A 17,071-nucleotide genomic window follows, 5' to 3' on the forward strand; every position below is an offset into this window, starting at 1 on the left:
CATCGTCAGCTACCTCCTGATCTGGATCAGGAGGCCCTTCATCTGGAGGGCCACACTCCGGATCGGTCGGGTCTAACGGCTCAGGAGGAGCAGGCGGCTGAGGCGGCACCGGAGGCAATGGCGGCGTCCAAGGTGGTACGTATGGCGTGCCCTTCCCAGGCCCGTCGTTATTTTGTGACGTTCCCATTCAACTTCCTTATCGCAGTTTTTACCGGCATGCCGACGTCGGCGTTCAGCCAGAAATCGCACACCGACTTGGCCCATTCTTCATCGCTCAATTTAGGCACAATACCGGCCTGAATTTGCGCTGGCGGACGCTCCTTCAAAAATGCAGCCAGCCTAACTCCTTGCTGCGCATCCAGCCTTGCAACAACCAGCATCGCTTCGAGAATGTCTGGCACGCCCCATTCTTGTTCTCCACCTGCTTTGTCCAGCAAGCGATCCATAACAACGTTGATCTCAACTGGTGCAAGGGCTCCCAAACGCTCCTTCAGCTGAGGTGCCATCTCAGGCATCTCCAGCAGAGCCGTCAAAAGCTCCGCTGCTTCGGAGGACAGTCGATCCTCATCGGTAATGATGGGCGCATGCTCACGGCTCACGTAGATCGCGCCACGAAGATCCTTGTCTGCCAACGCAGGAGGCAGAGCCAACCACTCTTTCACAAAGGGCTGATCCCAAGGCTGGGATAGAGCTAGGTTCTTGCCTTTGTCTATATGATCTTCCCAGTCTCGAAGCATGGCCGGCTTCCCGTGTTTGTCGGTAGCCACCGCCTTCATCAGCTCTTCGTAGGCCTTCGGATTACCGCTGCGCTCGAACAACATCAGCTTCACCAACACAGCTTCATCTACACCTACGCCTTGGGCACGAGAGATGCTCATGCGAATGGCCAACGCATTGAGGAAACGCTTGATGAGTCGAGGGTTGCCTTGAATACCTGAGGCAGAAGTCATGACTGCTGCCAAGCGCTCGGCAGTATCGAACTTGCCAATCAGTTCGGAGGGGTATTCTTTGTACAAGCCCTGCATGAAGGCTCGATCCACGCGACTGCCTTGCCAGGTCGAACGGAGCTGGCCGCGTACTTTTAGCCGGATATCCTCGAGCACCTCTTTCGGCAACGCACTGTTCTCAAGGAACAGCATCATCATGTACGCCCTCACCTCCTGGGTACCCAGTGGAGGAACACGAATGGGCACCTGAATCAGCTTGTCGAAGTAGCTGGTGACCAGGAAATCATCCGGTACGCCGCTGAAGTGCTTGCGCACCGCGTGCTTGATCATCTCGTTATCGGCAGCAATCACGAACGCTGTGTTGCGCAGGAACAGGAAGAGACGGATAGCTTCGAGAGTAGAGATCGTGGTCTCGGGAAGGCAACGATCAAGGTCGTCGATAAGCACCACCAGCGTGACGCCCAGCTCGTCGAGAATGTCTTCGAAGTTATCCCTTAGGGCTTGGATCTCTTTCGGAGGGGACTTCCTGGGAGGTGCGCTACGGAACAACTTTTCCGCCTCACCTTTTGCCTCTTCGGCGGCATCGTGTACCGCCTCAATCGCGTCTTGATCGACCCCACCAGAACGGACTCGGTCGTACAGTCCGACCATGTCACCTATCAATCCAGGGGGTGGAAACCCCGTCACGAGCGATACGATGCCATTGCCAGCAAGCTTAGCGGCACGCAGCCAGTTCACGCGCGCGGCCAAATCTACAACTTTGTCCAACCCCCTTTTTCTAGCCTGTGCCTCGGCTTCCAGTTGCGATGCGATCACGTCCATCAACGCTGCGCGTGCATCGTCGTAGCCTTGGTAGAGCCAGGCATTGAACTCAACGAACACGAAGTCTTTGGCCGGTTTTTCACCTGGCTCGGGAGGGTTTTTCAAAGAAGCCTGGATCAGCTTGATCATCGACGACTTGCCGGCGCCCCAGGCACCAGAGACGCCGATGGAAATCGGACGGCCGTTGGCTGAGTAGATGATCTCAGCAACCGTATCTGCTACCCCTGAGAAATTGAGGAAGTCGGTATCCGTCTCGTTATCTACCCACATGGCGACCCTCCCTGGAAGTCTTGGCGTGAAGCAACTCCGGCCAATAGTAGCCGTCGCGCTTGGCAAATGGCCACTACAACCGGCACGACTTATGCGGGAGGTGATCGTCTGTCGCGAGCTTGCATGTGCTCCGCTCGCCTAAAGGGGTCAGCCAGGCTGAAGGAACTCTGGTGAGATCAGTCAATTACTGCCGGTAGCTCTGATCCATCCCAGTCGTCCAAAACAGTCCACGCTTCGCCAGGCTGCAGTTGAACCACAACACTCGTCTCAGGAGTCGCGTGAATCTCAACCCTTGGCTCACCGCGCTCTTCGACGTCGCTGAAGTAGAGCGCTTCAACGCCCGTATAAATGTACTCCCTCCTTGGCGCCCGTATGACCGTCCCAAACAGCCCGAACACCAACGAGTCTTCTTGTGCCAGCTTGATCTGAGAAGAACAGCCTCTGGACTGAGCACGCTCCATCGCACCAGGTTCGTACTCATTCAGTACCCCTGAGCAAACAAAACCAGAGGTCTGCTGCGTATGGACGGGGCCAGCTAAAAGCTTCACGTACTTCTTCAGCTCTTTATAAAGCTCATAGTCGAAGTCGAGCTCATTCAGCAGCACAGGCCTACCACACTCCTCAGCGATCTTGCGTGCCACGTCTATATAGAGAATCACCCACTTCAACTGGGCGTGGAACTCATCCGAGACCGTGCTCGATTTTGAGTCAAACGCTGCAGCATTGCTGCCAACCTCCAGCTCAAACACCAGCCTTCCCTTGTCCATCAGCTGGGCTGCTTTCAACAGCCGAGAAAAACGAGGCAGCTCGAGTATGTTTTTCCCCTTCCAAGACTCAACGTTGAATGACAGATCAAACTGATGATCCTGGCCCTCATGCGAGCAATGGGCTTTGACCGCGATGAAGCCCTCCAAGGCCGAGCCCTCGAAGACTGTTCGTAAAGTGCCGGAGGTGTAGTAGCAGGTGAATGACTCAAGGAACACTTCGCTCCCGTTATCCGTGCGGATGTAGAGATTGGCTACGATCGGCTTCTTGACCCCGCCGATAATCAGCACCCCTTGGCCACCACCAGTGGCTCTCTGCTGAATAGCGTCAAAGAGTTTGGAACCCTTGAGCTCAAAATGCTTGCCGGGGATCCTAAGCTCCCTGCCTTCTTCAACAAACGCCTTCTGCGCCGCCCAGAAGTCATCCAGCTTATCGAGGTTCTGCAAAACCAAGTCGATGCTGACCTTGTCTTGAGCCGCCTGAATCACATGCGTGTAGTGATTTCCGCTTTTGTTCACTTCAACAGTGAAGCGCGAATCGAGGTTTTCCAGGTTAGATTCGTAGCCCTTCACTATCTCCGCTACAGGTGTATCCAGCGGGTCGTTAGCTCGATTCACGAAGCGATGGAGCAGATCTACTGAGCCTTGCTCTGCAGCGACCTTCACTTCCTTTTCGGTGAAGCTTTTCTGGTTCAGTAACGAGTTGGATCTAGCTTCCGCATCGCGCTTCCACTGAAGTAAGGTTTCGACGCTAAAGGCAGAGTCGTCTGCATCGATCAACCTTGAATGTGTCTGGCACATCCAGATGCCGTTATCGAAGTGCCTGCGCTGTTCTGAGGTTTGCTTTTCATCGTACCTCGGGCCACCTGGGGCAGCAGCTTTGATGTGGCATGCGACACCAACGTTTACTGTGCCTCCTCCGTTTAATTTCGCACCATGAGTGTGTACGTGACAGCCTGGGTATGAACATACATTTCCAGCACTGTCGCGAATCTTCTGCGGTGTTGATCCCACGAAGTCGTCACGCTTTGGTTTGGCTTCGGCTTTCTTCTCAGCGCTAGTTTTTAGCTTAGCTTTCGACCCGCTCATGCACTATCCCGGTGATGAATTTGGATGTGCTGATCATGCTTGGAAATTGAGGTGATTGCGATTGCGGTGATGGGGGTGGGGGGACGGGTAGCTTGGTGACTGAGGAGGCTGGTGCGTTCTGAGGGCTGGAACTGGAGGGACGGTGAAGGCAGGGGGTGAAGCAAGAGCAGGAGCAGGAGCAGGAGCAGGAGCAGGAGCAGGAGCAGGAGCAGGAACATCAAAGCCTTGTGGGCTTTGACTGAAAAGCGTGACAAGCCAAAGCTGAAGAATGACCGATCAGCAAAACGTGGAATTCGTCAAAGATCAGCAGGCCCACGCCTTCCAGCGCCGGGTCGGCTTGCAGGCGGCGGGTCAGAATGCCTTCGGTCACCACCTCGATACGGGTTTTCGGCCCCACCTTGCTGTCCAGGCGGATGCGGTATCCCACCGTTTCACCCACCTGCTCGCCCAGTTCACTCGCCAGCCGTTCGGCTGCCGCACGCGCCGCCAGGCGCCGCGGTTCGAGCATGAGGATGGTCTGCCCGGCAAGCCACGGCTCGTTCAGCAGCGCCAGCGGCACGCGGGTGGTCTTGCCGGCGCCGGGTGGCGCTTCGAGCACAGCTTCGTCACGTTTTTCCAGGGCTTGGCGCAAAGCAGGCAGCACGGCATCGATCGGTAATGAAATCATGGTGGTCCTCGAACAATCTGGCGAGTATAACGGCGAACCCAGCCTGCTCTATCATGGTCTTAAGCTTCAGGCGCAGGCGCTTCGCTTGCCCTGATGAATACCTTCTCGGAGATTTACATGCGCATCCCATCCCGCGTCATCGGCGGCGCCCTCATCGCCACCTTGCTGACCCAGCTGACGGCCTGCGGTACCATTTTCTACCCGGACCGGCGCGGCCAGATCGGCGGCAAGATCGACCCCGTGGTAGCCGCAATGGACGCCATCGGCATTCTGTTCTACGTCATCCCGGGGCTGATTGCCTTCGGCATCGACTTCGCCACTGGCGCCATCTACTACCCGGGTGGCCGCACCGCCCAGGTCGACCCGGCCAAGCTGCAGGAAGCGGTCAGCCCCGACGGCAAGGTCGACAACCTGAAGTTGCAGGCCATCATCGAAAGCGAACTGGGCCAGCGCCTGCCGCTGAACGACCCACGGCTGATCCAGCACCGCGGCAGTGTCGAACAGCTGGCCAGCCTGGGCCTGGTGCCGGCAGCCTGACACCCACTCACGGACCTGGACCACGGATGATCACCTCGGCTGAACACCAGCGCCTGCTACGCCTTGCCACCCGCGCTTCACTGGCGGTGGCCAGTATCCTGGTGCTGAGCAAGGCGCTGGCCTGGTGGCTGAGCGGCTCGGTGAGCCTGCTGGCCGGGTTGACCGACTCGGCACTGGATGCTGTCGCTTCGTTCATCAACCTGCTCGCCGTGCACTACGCCTTGCGCCCGGCCGACGACGACCATCGTTTTGGCCATGGCAAGGCCGAAGCCTTGGCCGGTATGGCGCAGGCGCTGTTCATCGGCGTCAGTGCGGTGCTGATCGGCGTGCAGGCGGCCGAACGCCTGCACACGCCACAACCTTTGGGCGATACCGGCGTCGGCATTGCAGTGATGCTGTTATCGCTGGGGCTGACCCTTGCCTTGCTGGCACTGCAACGCAAGGTTATTCGCCTGACCGGCTCCACCGCAGTGCGGGCCGACTCCCTGCATTACCGCTCGGACCTGCTGTTGAACGGCAGCATTCTGCTGGCCCTGTTGCTGGCACGCTTTGGCTGGCCACAACTGGATGCACTGTTCGGCCTGGGCATTGCCTGCTACATCCTCTGGAGCGCTTTTCAGATTGCCCGCGAGAGTACGGCGATCCTGATGGACAAGGAGCTGCCCGGTGAAGTTGGCGAGGACATGACCACACTGGTGTTGGCCATACCCGGGGTGAAAGGCGTGCATGACCTGCGTACGCGGGTGTCGGGTAACCAGTGGTTCGTGCAGCTGCACCTGGAGCTGCCGGAGCAGTTGCCGCTGCATGATGCGCATGGGTTGTGCGTGGAGGCCTCGCGGGTGATCCGCCAGCGTTATCCTCTGGCGGATGTGATGGTGCACGCCGACCCGGTGTGAATTAACAAGGGCCCTATCGCCGGCGAGCCAGCTCCCACAGGGGTGCACTGGCCTGACGGCATGTGCAATACCTGTGGGAGCTGGCTTGCTGACGACAGGGCCGGGACCGACAGCACATCTGGCTTAGTTGATGCTGTAACCCCGGCCACTGAAGCAGGCACCCAGCGCCCGGCGATAGGTGTCGAGCACATTGGCCGCCGGTGCGTAGGTCGCCGTCGCCGGGTCGAACCCCGACTGGCTCACCGCCCAGCGATGGCACTGGTAGCGGTCCTGCTCCTGCTGCTGTTGCCCCTGCCCGTTCATCGGGTAAGCCACCACGTCATACCCGCCGTTTGCCGGTGCCACCGGTACAGGCGCAGGGGCGCCGACGGGCGGGTTGACCACCACGTATTCCTGGCTGTCAGCCAGGTACTGGTAATAGGTGTCGGCCACCAGGAAGAACATCGCCCCACCCAGCCAGACCTCCTGCGCATAGGGCGGCAGGTAATTGACCCGCACGCCGTAAGGCGGGGTCACGACGATGTAACTGCCACCATGGGGGCGATACCAGTAGCCACCGGAGTAGAAGTAGTCCGCCCCCCGGTAGGGCACTTTCCAGTAGCGGTCGGGGAAATGATCGACAGTGTGACCCGGTCGATACTGCGGCCCAGGCCCCCAACCATTGCCGTGGCCATCCGGGCGCCCCTGCCAGTCGCCACCGGGGCGTTGCCCCGGGCCGCCAGCCTCCCATTGATGGTTATCGCCGTGGCGCCGGGGGATGTCCTGATAGTAACCCTGCCTTGGCGGCTGGGTCTGGCGCACTTCGTCGCGCGAGTTCAGCGAGCGGCCGGGCGTACCTTCTGCCTGCCCCTGTTGGCCACGTTCGCCATGCCCCTCACCCGGCCCTTCGGCCAAGGCCCCCAGGCTGATGCTCAAACCCAGCAAAACAACACCTGCCAACTGCCAGATGCGCGACTTCATGGTGTTCCTCACGGTAGAAAATACGGCAACTAGAGCCAGTCTACCGTGACGGCACCACAGGCCAATTAAATTTCCAGACAGAAAAAAGGGAGGCCACAGGGCCTCCCTTCTGAAATTGTCGTCCGTGCTCGGCACTTGTGGCGCCGGCTCACCTCACACCGTCTTCTGGAAGGTGTGTAGCCCGGGGGCCGAGTGCATCCTGTTGGATGGCTGGCCGCGACCGCCCGCCTAGGGCGCGTCGCCGTGGACTGATGTCCGGGCAGTGATTCTGTTGATAAAGATACCGGACAGGTTGCGGCAGAGGATTGCGAAGATTGCTCAGATAAATAGCACTTGCGCAATTTTTCACCCTGGATTGATAATTCGCCGCAATACGAACAGAAAAGGGCAAATACCATGAGCAAACTTGACCGCTACGACCTGAGCATCCTCGCCGAATTGCAGCGCGATGCGCGCATTTCCAACCAGGAACTGGCCGAACGCATAGGCCTGTCGCCTTCGCCATGCTCGCGTCGGGTCAAGCAACTGGAGGACGACGGCTACATCTCGCGCCAGGTGGCGCTGCTCGACCGCAAAAAGCTGGGCCTGAGCCTCACCGCCTACGTGCTTATCGGCATGGACCGCCATACCCCGGAGCGCTTCGAAACCTTCGAGGCGGCCATCCGTATCCTGCCGCAGGTGCTTGAATGCAGCCTGGTCACCGGGATGGATGCCGACTACCAGCTCAAAGTGGTGGTGCCGGACATGGACCATTACCAGAAACTGCTTCTAGGCAGCCTGACCCGTATCGAAGGCGTCACCAGCGTGCGTTCAAGCTTCGTGCTCAACCAGGTGTTGGCCAGCACCGAGCTGCCATTGACCCACCTGCGTTAAATGCCCACGGTAGCCGGCGTATAATCGGCTGCTCAGCCTGCCTGGAGAACACAGATGGATCCCGCCGTATTCGAAGAGTGGATGATGATAATCCTGGTCACCGTATTGATCGGTTTCATGGGTTTCATCGTCTGGGACCTGGCGAAAAAGTCCAAGGCAGGCAAGTTCGGGACGTTGATCCTGTTCTTCGTGCTGGGGCTGGGGGTGCTGGCCTTTATCATCAAGAGCGTGGTGGTGGGGTTTCTCGAAGGCGTATAAAAAATTTCAGGGCCCATTCGCGAGCACGCCCGCTCCCACAGATTTGGCGTTGCCTTCGAGTACTGCGCCGTCCCTGTGGGAGCGTGCCCGCGAACAGGCCCATGACCTGAACTAAAGCTTGGCAGGGACTTCGCGCCAGCAACCCTGCTCCAGCCCATCCAGCGCCCACCCCCCTATCCGCACCCGCACCAAACGCAAGGTCGGCAGCCCCACTGCCGCCGTCATCCGCCGTACTTGCCGGTTACGCCCCTCGCGAATCACCAGTTCCAGCCAGCTGGTCGGCACGCTCTTGCGAAAGCGTACCGGCGGGTTGCGTGGCCACAGGTCGGGTTCTTCCAGGCGCCGTGCCTCGGCCGGCAAGGTCGGCCCATCGTTCAGCTCCACGCCATCACGCAAGCGCTGCAACTGCTCGTCGCTCGGTTCCCCTTCCACCTGCACCCAGTAAGTCTTGGCCAGCTTGTGCTTGGGGTCGGCAATACGCGCCTGCAGCCCGCCATCGTTGGTCAGCAACAGCAGGCCTTCACTGTCGCGGTCCAAGCGCCCGGCCGGGTAAACGCCCGCGATGTCGATGAAGTCCTTGAGGGTCGCGCGCCCTTCGCCGTCGCTGAACTGGGTCAGCACGTCGAACGGTTTGTTGAACAGGATCAGGCGCGGCTCGGCCGGTGACGCCTTGGGCTGGCGACGCGGGCCGGCGGCAGGCCGCGCCTGGGGGCGGCGCGGCTTGTTACGGGGTGGCAGTGACATGGATCCTCAGCGGAACGGCGGCTCATCGAAGCTGCGCAGTTTACGCGAGTGCAGCGAGTTGAGCTCGGTGCGCAACAGGTCGAGGGCGGCAATGCCGATCTTCAGGTGCTGGCTGACCGCCCGGTTGTAGAAGGCGTTGGCCGAACCCGGCAGCTTGATCTCGCTGTGCAGCGGCTTGTCGGACACACACAGCAAGGTGCCGTACGGCACGCGCAAACGGTAACCCTGAGCAGCAATAGTGCCGCTTTCCATGTCCACGGCCACGGCACGCGACAGGTTGATCAACGGCCGTTCCTGGGCCCATCGCAGCTCCCAGTTACGGTCGTCGTAGGTCAGCACGGTGCCGGTGCGCAGGCGTTTCTTCAGCTGTTCGCCACGTTCGCCGGTAACCTGCGCAGCCGCTTCCTGCAAGGCCAGTTGCACTTCGGCCAGGGCTGGAATGGGGATGTTCGGCGGCACCACCCGGTCGAGAATGCCGTCACGGCGCATGTAGGCGTGGGCCAGCACGTAGTCGCCGATGGTTTGCGACTGCCGCAAGCCGCCGCAGTGGCCGATCATCAGCCAGCAGTGCGGGCGCAGCACGGCCAGGTGGTCGGTGATGTTCTTGGCGTTGGAAGGGCCGACACCAATGTTGACCAAGGTCACGCCGTCGCCGTCGGCGGCGATCAGATGGTAGGCCGGCATCTGGTAGCGGTGCCAGATCACGCTGGCGACCAGGGCCTGGGTTTCACCGTGATCCATGGCTTTTTCGATCACCACGTTGCCTGGCAGCACCATGCGCACGAAGCGCGGGTCGTCGCGAAGTTGCTCCAGACCGTGGCTGATGAACTGGTCGACATAACGGTGGTAGTTGGTCAGCAGGATCCATGGCTGCACATGGCGCCAGTCGCTGCCGGTGTAGTGCACCAGGCGGCGCAGCGAAAAGTCGACGCGCGCGGCGTCGAACAGCGCCAGTGGGAAAATTTCGGCACGGTCCCAGTCGTACAGGCCATCGGCGATGTTGTCAGTGGCGGCCGACAGGTCGGTGCTAGGGAACACCCGCGCCAGCTGCGCGGCGGTAATGCCGCTGCCGGCCAGTTCGTCGCCCTGGTCGACTACGTAAGGGTATGGAATGTTCTGCTCGCTGATGCCTACCTCTACCGTGACGGTGTAGTCGTGCATCAGGGGGCGCAACTGCTCCAGCAAGTAGCCACGGAACGCAGCGGGCTGGGTGACGGTGACGCTGTAGGTGCCGGCCACCTGCACCTTGGCATAGGCCCGCGTGGTGGCGGCGACCTCACCGTGGCTGTAGTAGGTCAGGCGCAGCGCCGGGTAGCGGAACAGGTCGCGCTCATCGGCGCCCGGCTCGGTACGGTCCTTCAGGTAACGCTTGAGGGCCTGGCTAAGGGCCCCGGTGGCCTGTTCATGCAGGGCCGCCAGACGGTCGACGGCCTGTTCGGGGGTATCAACGACTACAAAAGCGTGGCTCACACTGTGCTTCCTGTCTGGACATGCATGTGAACCATCTTGCCTGCGTTTCATGGCAATTACATCCCCGGCGGTCAGTACCGGCCTCAACGCCGGCAAGCCAGCTCCCACAAGTCCTCCACCGGTATCGAACATTGCGCATTACCTGTGGGAGCTGGCTTGCCGGCGATAGGGCCTTCAAACACACCTCAACTCGGCCAGGCAGGTGTTGCCCTGACCACCAATGCCTGCACATCCACACCCCGTGGCAGCGCCCCATACGCCCGTCCACCACCCGCCAGGCGGCTACCGATAAACGCATCGCTGACCACCGCGTTGCCCGCCTCCAGCAACAGCTTGGCCTGAAGCGCCAGGGCGATATCCTCGGTCAGCTGCCGCGCGCGGTACTGTATGTCGCCGGTGTCGGCAAATGCCCCCTTGAGGTTGCCGATATGCGCCGCCAGCCGCGGATCCCCATGCCCGTCGCCCAATTCGGCGAACAGCGCATCGAGCACGCCCGGCTCCTTGGACAAGGCCCGCAGCACATCCAGGCACTGTACGTTGCCAGAGCCTTCCCAGGTCGAATTGACCGGTGCCTCGCGGTACAGACGTGGCAGGATGCTGTCTTCGACATAACCCGCACCGCCCAGGCATTCGGCGGCCTCGTTGATCATGGCCGGCGCCCGTTTGCAGATCCAGTACTTGCCAACCGCCGTGACCAGCCGGGCGAAATGCGCCTGCTGCGGGTCGTCGGGTTGCTCCAGCGCCTGCCCCATACGCAGGCTCAGGGCCAGTGCCGCCTCGCTTTCCAGGGCAAGGTCGGCCAGCACGTTCTGCATCAGCGGCTGCTCATTGAGCAACCGGCCGCCGACCTTGCGGTGCGCGCAGTGGTGGGCCGCCTGGGTCAGCGCCTGGCGCATCAGGGCGCTGGAGCCGACCATGCAGTCGAAACGGGTCATGGCGACCATCTCGATGATGGTCGGCACACCCCGCCCTTCCTCCCCAATCATCCATGCCAGCGCACCACGGAACTCCACCTCGCTGGAGGCGTTGGAGCTGTTGCCCAGCTTGTTCTTCAGGCGCTGGATATAGAACTGGTTGCGGTTGTCGTCCGGGCGATGGCGCGGCAGCAGGAAGCAGCTCAGGCCTTTTTCGGTTTGCGCCAGCGTGAGGAAGGCATCGCACATGGGTGCCGAGCAGAACCACTTGTGCCCGACCAGCTCATACGGCTGGCCTGGACCAGGTGCCCCTACCGGGTAGGCCCGCGTGGTATTGGCGCGCACATCGGTGCCGCCCTGCTTCTCGGTCATGGCCATGCCCAGGGTGACCCCGGCCTTGTGCCGGTCGCCGACGTTGCGCGGGTCATACTCGCAGGCAAGGATTTTCGGCAGCCAGTACTCGGCCAGCTCGGGCTGAAGGCGCAGCGCCGGCACGGCAGCGAAGGTCATGGTCAGCGGGCAGCCAGTACCGGCTTCGGCCTGGCTGTGCATGTAAGTCATCGACGCGCGTGCCACATGGGCGCCAGCGCGGGGTTCGGCCCATGGCAAAGAAGGCAGGCCGTGTTCGACGGCGGTACGCATCAGCTCGTGGTAGGCCGGGTGGAACTCGACCAGGTCGATGCGATGGCCATAGCGGTCGTGGCTGATGAACTCCGGCTTGTGCGCGTTGGCCAGGAAACCTGCCTGCATCAGCGGGCCGCCCGCCAGGGCGCCGTAGGCATCTATCCGCGACTCGGCCCAGCCCGCGCCGAAACGCCGTGACCATTCCTGCAAAGGCAGGTCGAGGCGGTACAGGTTGGCACCGTCGAGAGGCGGCGGCTGGTTGGTGACTTCGTGGGTTTCAGCGTACTGGTGCAGGTTCATCGGGGGGCTCCTGGATCCGGGTAGGCTTGAGAGACCCAGTGAAGCACTGCTTGCGGGGGAGTCAAAGGGGCATTAATGACTAAACGTGTGGTGGGGGCGGCGCATGCCTTGGGAGGCATCAGGGCTGACAGGCGGTGCCACCCTGGAAGGTTTGTAGTCCAATTCTCTATCCCCTGTAGGTCCTTTCCTAAAGCCTCCCTGCCCCGAAAATACCCGTCTAGAGGCTGCTAGGTTCCTGGCTTTCATCCTCAAAAAAGAGGCAAGCCATGAGCATGCGCATGAACATCTTTGGCCGATACCAGGGCCTTGAGGGCGACCAAACCACCACAGGCGCTATCTGCATTGCCAGCCGGGCCAGGGGCCGCGTGCATGGCCGCAACTGGCTGCTTCAAGGCGACCCGACCACACCCTGCCCGCTCTGTGGACAAGCGGGCACCATCATCGAGGGCGAATCCCGCTGGCGGCAGGACGACATACCCACTGCTCTGGATGGAGCGCTGGTGCAATGCGGGTGCCCATCGGGCAGCAATCGCCTGGTTGCAAGTGGACACGCCCCTGCGGCGTCGCGCAGGGCGCCTGCACCTGAGCCTGTTCATGAGGCACCACCACAGGCCCAAGCGAGTAACCAAGTAAGCAGCAGCTATCAACCTCGGGCACATCAGCCCTCAAAAACAGCGCAGGGCATGGAGCCTGGCTTCTACATTGTTCCGCGCTGCGTGACGTATCAGGAAGTCTTGGCAGAACTCGGCGCGCCGCAGGCCAACCTGCCTAGCTCGATTCTGGAACGACTGAACCCGACCTATCAGCGAGGGTTCAAGGCAGGTGAGATCTTTGTTATCGGCGACGGTTTGCGGCGGCCGGTGTGCACGCGTGAAGAACTGACTGCAATGAGTGCGGCGAAGCAGGCGCGGGAAGCGTTGGCGAGCCTGACGCCAGAAGAGGCCGAGTTCATGATGCGCCATCAGGCCGAGATTGCCGGTTTGCTCAGCGATGTGAGCCTGGCGATGGGGGTAAGTGAGGCGATGGTTGGCAGGTCGCTGGATGAACTCAGCGAGATACTAAGAAAAATTGAAGACCTGCATAAAGATCAATTCATCAAGCATGGGCATCTTAGGCACCCTGAGTTCTTTGCGGAACGCCAAAAACTGTTCACACAACTAAGTGCAAACTTAAAAGCAACCGTTTTAAACAAACGCCTCAACCTTGGAAATTATGAAAACCTCCGCAGGGATTTAGGTATATCATCAAGAAGCTTAGTACACCACTGGAGTAAAGCAGGGGCTCCGAGCCACATCCCTGGTTATTCGACACATCTAAAGAAACTGGCCAAGATGGCTAAATACCTTAAAGCTGGAGGATCTGTTGCCATTACTGTTGGCGGCGCTAGTTCGGCGGTAAAAATCTCCGAAGTTTGCCAAGCAGGCAATGTTAAATCCTGCCAAAAGATCAAAGTCACTGAGGCAGGAAATTTTTCTGGTGGACTAGCTGGGGGCTGGCTAGGCGGCAAAATAGGAAGCAAAGCCGCCACGAAGGTTTGCTGGAAAGCCGGAGCCAATGGATTGGTGTGCGGAGTAGTGATTACTGGCGCAGGAGCATTGGCCGGAAGCCTCCTAGGCATGGGAAGTGGCGAAAAATTAGGCGAGGTCATTTTTGAGGCCATTCAAGATGATTGATCATCTGGACATCAAATTACGGCTACTCATATTGGCCTCACCATTCTGCCTGGGCCTTCTATCACTCGCAATAGATATTCAAATAGCCTGCTCTCGCCAATATGCAAGCATGACCAAATCACTCTCCCGGAGCAAATGCCTTTCCTATTCCGTAGCTCTCTGGGGTGAAGAACATATACGCTCGAGACTTTTGGTGATTTTCATGATCACTGGCACCATTACATTCCCTAAGTCCAGCATCCGCAGAGGCATACTGGATGCTCGAGACTACGATCAACTACCCAGAAACTTGAGAGCGAAATTGGTTATCGCATCCTGGGCAAACACCATTGGATTCACCTGGCTGACCATCAACTACTTTTTGATATAGCCGCCTTGCTTGAGGACTCATCGCGGGGCACCGATTCCCACAGTGATACCGCATCTTTCAATCTATGCACAATTCCTGTGGGAGCGGGTTCACCCGCGAAAGGGCCGGTACAGCCAATACAAAAGTCAGCGCATCAAGCCCAGCTCGGCATCATCCAGCAGCGCCTTGGCCATGGCTGCGAAGTAATGCGATGCCCACATCATTTGCTGGTCGCCATCCATCAAACCGGTCAGCGACAAGTCCCGTGCATAGCCCATCAACTCGGAGGCCTGCTCGCGGGCGCTGCGGCAGGGGATGCCTTCGGCTATGCGGAACAGCGGATGGGTTTGGCCTTCGCCTTGGTAGAAATAGGTTACGCCTGGGGTGGTTTTGGTTTCGTCGGTCATCGATTGGGCACCATATCGTTATGTGCCACCCGTCAGTTTCCACACATTGGGGTGACAGCTGCACACGGAGTGGAAATCCAGGCATATGGCAAACCCGGTAGGCGAAAGCCTCCCGCGTACAGCTGTCATGACAACAAGCACCATATGTACTGCCAGGTTTCCACACCCGATCGCTGAACCGTCAGCGACAGGCAAAGCCTAGAGGGCGGGATTTGCAGGAACAATCAGACGCGTGTCGACAGAGGTTGTAGGGTATTTCGCAGGAGGGTGGAGTTACCAGCCCCGAGCCGTAGGAAGAGTCTGAAATCATCGTAGCCAATGAATCTCTTGGGGCCGCTTTGCGGCCCTTCGCAGGCACGCCCGCTCCCACTGGTTTTGTGCTCAGCCCAAGCTGTGCGCGATCCTTGTGGGAGCGGGCGAGCCCGCGAAGGGCTGCAAAGCAGCCCCAATAAAAACCTACAGCGAACGCCTCGTCTGTTGGATATTCGGAGTCATCTGCACCTGCGAAATCGCCACGTTCAAACTCAACTCGAACCGACTCCCCAACCCGCGCGTCGATTCATGCGCCAACCTGGCCCCCAGCAACTCCCCCATCTGCCGGCAGATCGACAAACCAATCCCCAGGCCGCCATACCGCCGGGTCATCGAACCGTCGACCTGGAAGAACCGCTGGTACAGGGTCGACTGCTCCAGGTCATCGAAGCCGATACCGCTATCACTGACGGTAAAGGTCAAGGCCAGGTCGCCCGGCCCCAACCGGCGGCCGCGCACCTGGATCATTACTCCGCCCTGATGGGTGAACTTCAAACCGTTGTCCACCAGGCAGCCCAGGCACTGGGCCAGCTTCTTCCCGTCACCCAGCAGCCCGTCCGGCAGGTCGGCCGGTATGTCCAGGCTGAGGTACAAGCCTTTGCGCAGGGACTGCCCTGCGTAACCAGCGCGCAAGCCATGCAGCAGTGCGCGCAGGCTGAACGGCGCCGGCTGCGCGCGCAGGCGGCCTGCCTGCAGCTCGGACAGGGTAAGAATGGCGTCGACCATGTCCATCATGCCTTGCGCCGACCCCACCGCCGTGCGGTGGTACTGGGCCATTTCGGCTTCCATCGGCAGGGTGTGCATCAGCTCCAGCGAGCCGATCACGCCATTCATCGGGGTGCGCAGCTCATGGGTCACGCTGGCCAGAAACTCGTCCTTCAGGCGGTTGCTCCTGGCAAGTTGCAGGTTCAGCTGCTCCAACGTGCGCCCTGTCTCGCGCAAGGTCTGCGCCTGTTGCTCACGCAGGCTGTTGATACGGTCGGCCAGCGCCAGCGACAGCAATGCTACCTCCAGCGCCGAACCGAGCTGGCTGGCATACATGGTGATGAACACATTTGGCAGGTGGCCCAGCACCATCAGGGTGTTGACCAGCCCGCCAAGCAGGAACGCCGTCCAGGCGATGATGAACCAGCGCGCCACGCGCAAGCCACGCCACCAGGCGTACAAGCCGGCGCTGAAGATGCTCACGGTGAACAGCAACGCCAGTAGCGTGGCCATGCGCAGGGCAATGCCGTAGGGCATGCTCACCGCCATTACCATGACCAGCGCGCCGCCCAGCATCAATAGCTGCAGCAGCCGGTCGAAACCACGGCTGATGTTGCCCAGTTGCAGGAAGTGCCGGGCGAACTGGCAGCCGAACAGGCCCGCCGCACCGATGAACAGCGGCGTCGAGGCGTTCGCCCACCAGGGGCTGTCCGGCCAGAAGTAGGCCACGCCTGCACCGTTCACCGATACCTGGTAGAAACCGAACGAGGCGATATAGAGGATGTAGTAGAGGTAGCTGACGTCGCGCACGCTGAGGTAGATGAACAGGTTGTACACCAGCATCACCAGTAACACGCCGTAGATGATCCCCAGCACATACAGGCGCGTGGGCTGCTCTTCCAGGTAGGCTTCAGGGGACCACAGCGCCAGCGGCGCTTGTACCGAACCCTGGCTGTGCAGCCGCAGGTAGGCGGTGGTCACCTTGCCAGGGGGCAACTGCAACTTGAACAGGTAGTTGTTCTGCCGTATCTGCCGGCTGTCGTAGGGCAAGGCATCGCCGGTGCGCTGCGCCAGGCGGTATACGCCGCTACCGTCAGGCAAGTACAGCTCGAGGTGGTCCAGCGGCGGATAGGCCAGCTCCAGCAGCCACTGCCGCGGGGCAGCGCCGGGCGGGGCAACGGGGCGCAGCTCGACCTTGAGCCAGAACACCGAGGTGGAGTAACCGGCGTTCAGCACGTCTTCATGGTGGGGGCGGAAGAATTTGGCAAACCCGGGGGCACTGACCTGGGCGATGCTGGCACTGCCATCGAGGTCTTCGTAAACCTGCATGGCCTTGCCCAATGGAAGATGCCGGGTAGCGTCGTCGAAATCGACCGCTCCGGCCAGCACGGGCAGCAAGCCCAGAAGCACAATCAGCAAATAGCGCATACAGCCCCAGCATGGCCTGTCCGGTCGCGTCGCGGTAGCCTCCCATCCGTTTGAGACGACGT

General features: G+C 60.3%; 13 protein-coding genes and 1 pseudogene. 5 read left to right on the forward strand and 9 right to left on the reverse strand.

Features of this window, described 5'->3' with window-relative positions; all coding sequences use genetic code 11:
- Positions 1-167 precede the first annotated feature (167 nt).
- The 3 genes and pseudogenes from PP4_RS24375 to PP4_RS24390 all read right to left on the reverse strand — a co-directional run.
- Complete coding sequence (locus PP4_RS24375) at positions 168-2,039, reverse strand: KAP family P-loop NTPase fold protein (protein ID WP_016501774.1); 1,872 nt, start codon at positions 2,037-2,039, stop codon at positions 168-170.
- A 176-nt stretch (positions 2,040-2,215) separates the two neighbouring features.
- Positions 2,216-3,892: a hypothetical protein gene (locus PP4_RS24380; protein WP_016501775.1), complete on the reverse strand. Its 1,677-nt coding sequence runs from the start codon at positions 3,890-3,892 to the stop codon at positions 2,216-2,218.
- 253 nt (positions 3,893-4,145) lie between these two features.
- Positions 4,146-4,559: pseudogene (locus tag PP4_RS24390) on the reverse strand (DEAD/DEAH box helicase); the annotation flags it as partial.
- Positions 4,560-4,676: 117 nt separating this feature from the next.
- On the opposite strand from PP4_RS24390, the gene PP4_RS24395 reads away from it, so the two are divergent.
- Together PP4_RS24395 and PP4_RS24400 are read left to right on the forward strand one after the other, a co-directional pair.
- Positions 4,677-5,096 (forward strand): hypothetical protein, encoded by a 420-nt coding sequence (locus PP4_RS24395; protein WP_016501777.1) that lies wholly within the window; start codon positions 4,677-4,679, stop codon positions 5,094-5,096.
- Positions 5,097-5,122: 26 nt separating this feature from the next.
- Positions 5,123-5,992 (forward strand): cation diffusion facilitator family transporter, encoded by an 870-nt coding sequence (locus PP4_RS24400; RefSeq protein WP_016501778.1) that lies wholly within the window; start codon positions 5,123-5,125, stop codon positions 5,990-5,992.
- 123 nt (positions 5,993-6,115) lie between these two features.
- On the opposite strand, the gene PP4_RS24405 is transcribed toward PP4_RS24400, so the two are convergent.
- Positions 6,116-6,952, reverse strand: coding sequence for a DUF6515 family protein (locus tag PP4_RS24405; RefSeq protein ID WP_016501779.1), 837 nt, complete (start codon positions 6,950-6,952; stop codon positions 6,116-6,118).
- Positions 6,953-7,348: 396 nt separating this feature from the next.
- Here PP4_RS24405 and PP4_RS24410 point away from each other — a divergent pair, with 396 nt between their 5' ends.
- Both PP4_RS24410 and PP4_RS24415 read left to right on the forward strand, forming a co-directional pair.
- A complete protein-coding gene (locus PP4_RS24410) occupies positions 7,349-7,825 on the forward strand; it encodes an Lrp/AsnC family transcriptional regulator (RefSeq protein WP_016501780.1) in 477 nt (158 codons plus the stop codon).
- A 54-nt stretch (positions 7,826-7,879) separates the two neighbouring features.
- Positions 7,880-8,083: a DUF2788 domain-containing protein gene (locus tag PP4_RS24415; protein WP_003249787.1), complete on the forward strand. Its 204-nt coding sequence runs from the start codon at positions 7,880-7,882 to the stop codon at positions 8,081-8,083.
- Positions 8,084-8,194: 111 nt separating this feature from the next.
- Here the strand turns inward: PP4_RS24415 and PP4_RS24420 are convergent, their stop codons facing one another.
- The 3 genes from PP4_RS24420 to PP4_RS24430 form a co-directional block, all read right to left on the reverse strand.
- Complete coding sequence (locus tag PP4_RS24420; RefSeq protein ID WP_016501781.1) at positions 8,195-8,827, reverse strand: pseudouridine synthase; 633 nt, start codon at positions 8,825-8,827, stop codon at positions 8,195-8,197.
- 6 nt (positions 8,828-8,833) lie between these two features.
- Positions 8,834-10,348, reverse strand: a complete 1,515-nt coding sequence (amn, locus tag PP4_RS24425; RefSeq protein ID WP_217436105.1) for an AMP nucleosidase — start codon at positions 10,346-10,348, stop codon at positions 8,834-8,836.
- Between the two features lie 134 nt (positions 10,349-10,482).
- Positions 10,483-12,135: an acyl-CoA dehydrogenase family protein gene (locus tag PP4_RS24430; protein ID WP_016501783.1), complete on the reverse strand. Its 1,653-nt coding sequence runs from the start codon at positions 12,133-12,135 to the stop codon at positions 10,483-10,485.
- Positions 12,136-12,407: 272 nt separating this feature from the next.
- Here PP4_RS24430 and PP4_RS24435 point away from each other — a divergent pair, with 272 nt between their 5' ends.
- A complete protein-coding gene (locus tag PP4_RS24435) occupies positions 12,408-13,808 on the forward strand; it encodes a PAAR domain-containing protein (protein WP_041168144.1) in 1,401 nt (466 codons plus the stop codon).
- Between the two features lie 495 nt (positions 13,809-14,303).
- On the opposite strand, the gene PP4_RS24440 is transcribed toward PP4_RS24435, so the two are convergent.
- Positions 14,304-14,564, reverse strand: coding sequence for a DUF3077 domain-containing protein (locus PP4_RS24440; RefSeq protein ID WP_016501785.1), 261 nt, complete (start codon positions 14,562-14,564; stop codon positions 14,304-14,306).
- A gap of 456 nt (positions 14,565-15,020) precedes the next feature.
- Positions 15,021-17,009, reverse strand: coding sequence for a sensor histidine kinase (locus tag PP4_RS24445; protein WP_016501786.1), 1,989 nt, complete (start codon positions 17,007-17,009; stop codon positions 15,021-15,023).
- Positions 17,010-17,071: the final 62 nt, after the last annotated feature.

This window comes from Pseudomonas putida NBRC 14164, from assembly GCF_000412675.1.
In the GTDB taxonomy this organism is placed as follows: domain Bacteria; phylum Pseudomonadota; class Gammaproteobacteria; order Pseudomonadales; family Pseudomonadaceae; genus Aquipseudomonas; species Aquipseudomonas putida.

Bases quoted from the DNA above. Each gene is read 5' to 3' on its own strand.
- PP4_RS24410 (WP_016501780.1), top strand. From the start codon at position 7,349: ATGAGCAAACTTGACCGCTACGACCTGAGCATCCTCGCCGAATTGCAG.
- PP4_RS24380 (WP_016501775.1), bottom strand. From the start codon at position 3,892: ATGAGCGGGTCGAAAGCTAAGCTAAAAACTAGCGCTGAGAAGAAAGCC.
- PP4_RS24405 (WP_016501779.1), bottom strand. From the start codon at position 6,952: ATGAAGTCGCGCATCTGGCAGTTGGCAGGTGTTGTTTTGCTGGGTTTG.
- PP4_RS24375 (WP_016501774.1), bottom strand. From the start codon at position 2,039: ATGTGGGTAGATAACGAGACGGATACCGACTTCCTCAATTTCTCAGGG.
- PP4_RS24440 (WP_016501785.1), bottom strand. From the start codon at position 14,564: ATGACCGACGAAACCAAAACCACCCCAGGCGTAACCTATTTCTACCAA.
- PP4_RS24435 (WP_041168144.1), top strand. From the start codon at position 12,408: ATGCGCATGAACATCTTTGGCCGATACCAGGGCCTTGAGGGCGACCAA.
- PP4_RS24395 (WP_016501777.1), top strand. From the start codon at position 4,677: ATGCGCATCCCATCCCGCGTCATCGGCGGCGCCCTCATCGCCACCTTG.
- PP4_RS24430 (WP_016501783.1), bottom strand. From the start codon at position 12,135: ATGAACCTGCACCAGTACGCTGAAACCCACGAAGTCACCAACCAGCCG.
- PP4_RS24400 (WP_016501778.1), top strand. From the start codon at position 5,123: ATGATCACCTCGGCTGAACACCAGCGCCTGCTACGCCTTGCCACCCGC.
- PP4_RS24420 (WP_016501781.1), bottom strand. From the start codon at position 8,827: ATGTCACTGCCACCCCGTAACAAGCCGCGCCGCCCCCAGGCGCGGCCT.
- amn (WP_217436105.1), bottom strand. From the start codon at position 10,348: ATGAAACGCAGGCAAGATGGTTCACATGCATGTCCAGACAGGAAGCAC.
- PP4_RS24445 (WP_016501786.1), bottom strand. From the start codon at position 17,009: ATGCGCTATTTGCTGATTGTGCTTCTGGGCTTGCTGCCCGTGCTGGCC.
- PP4_RS24415 (WP_003249787.1), top strand. From the start codon at position 7,880: ATGGATCCCGCCGTATTCGAAGAGTGGATGATGATAATCCTGGTCACC.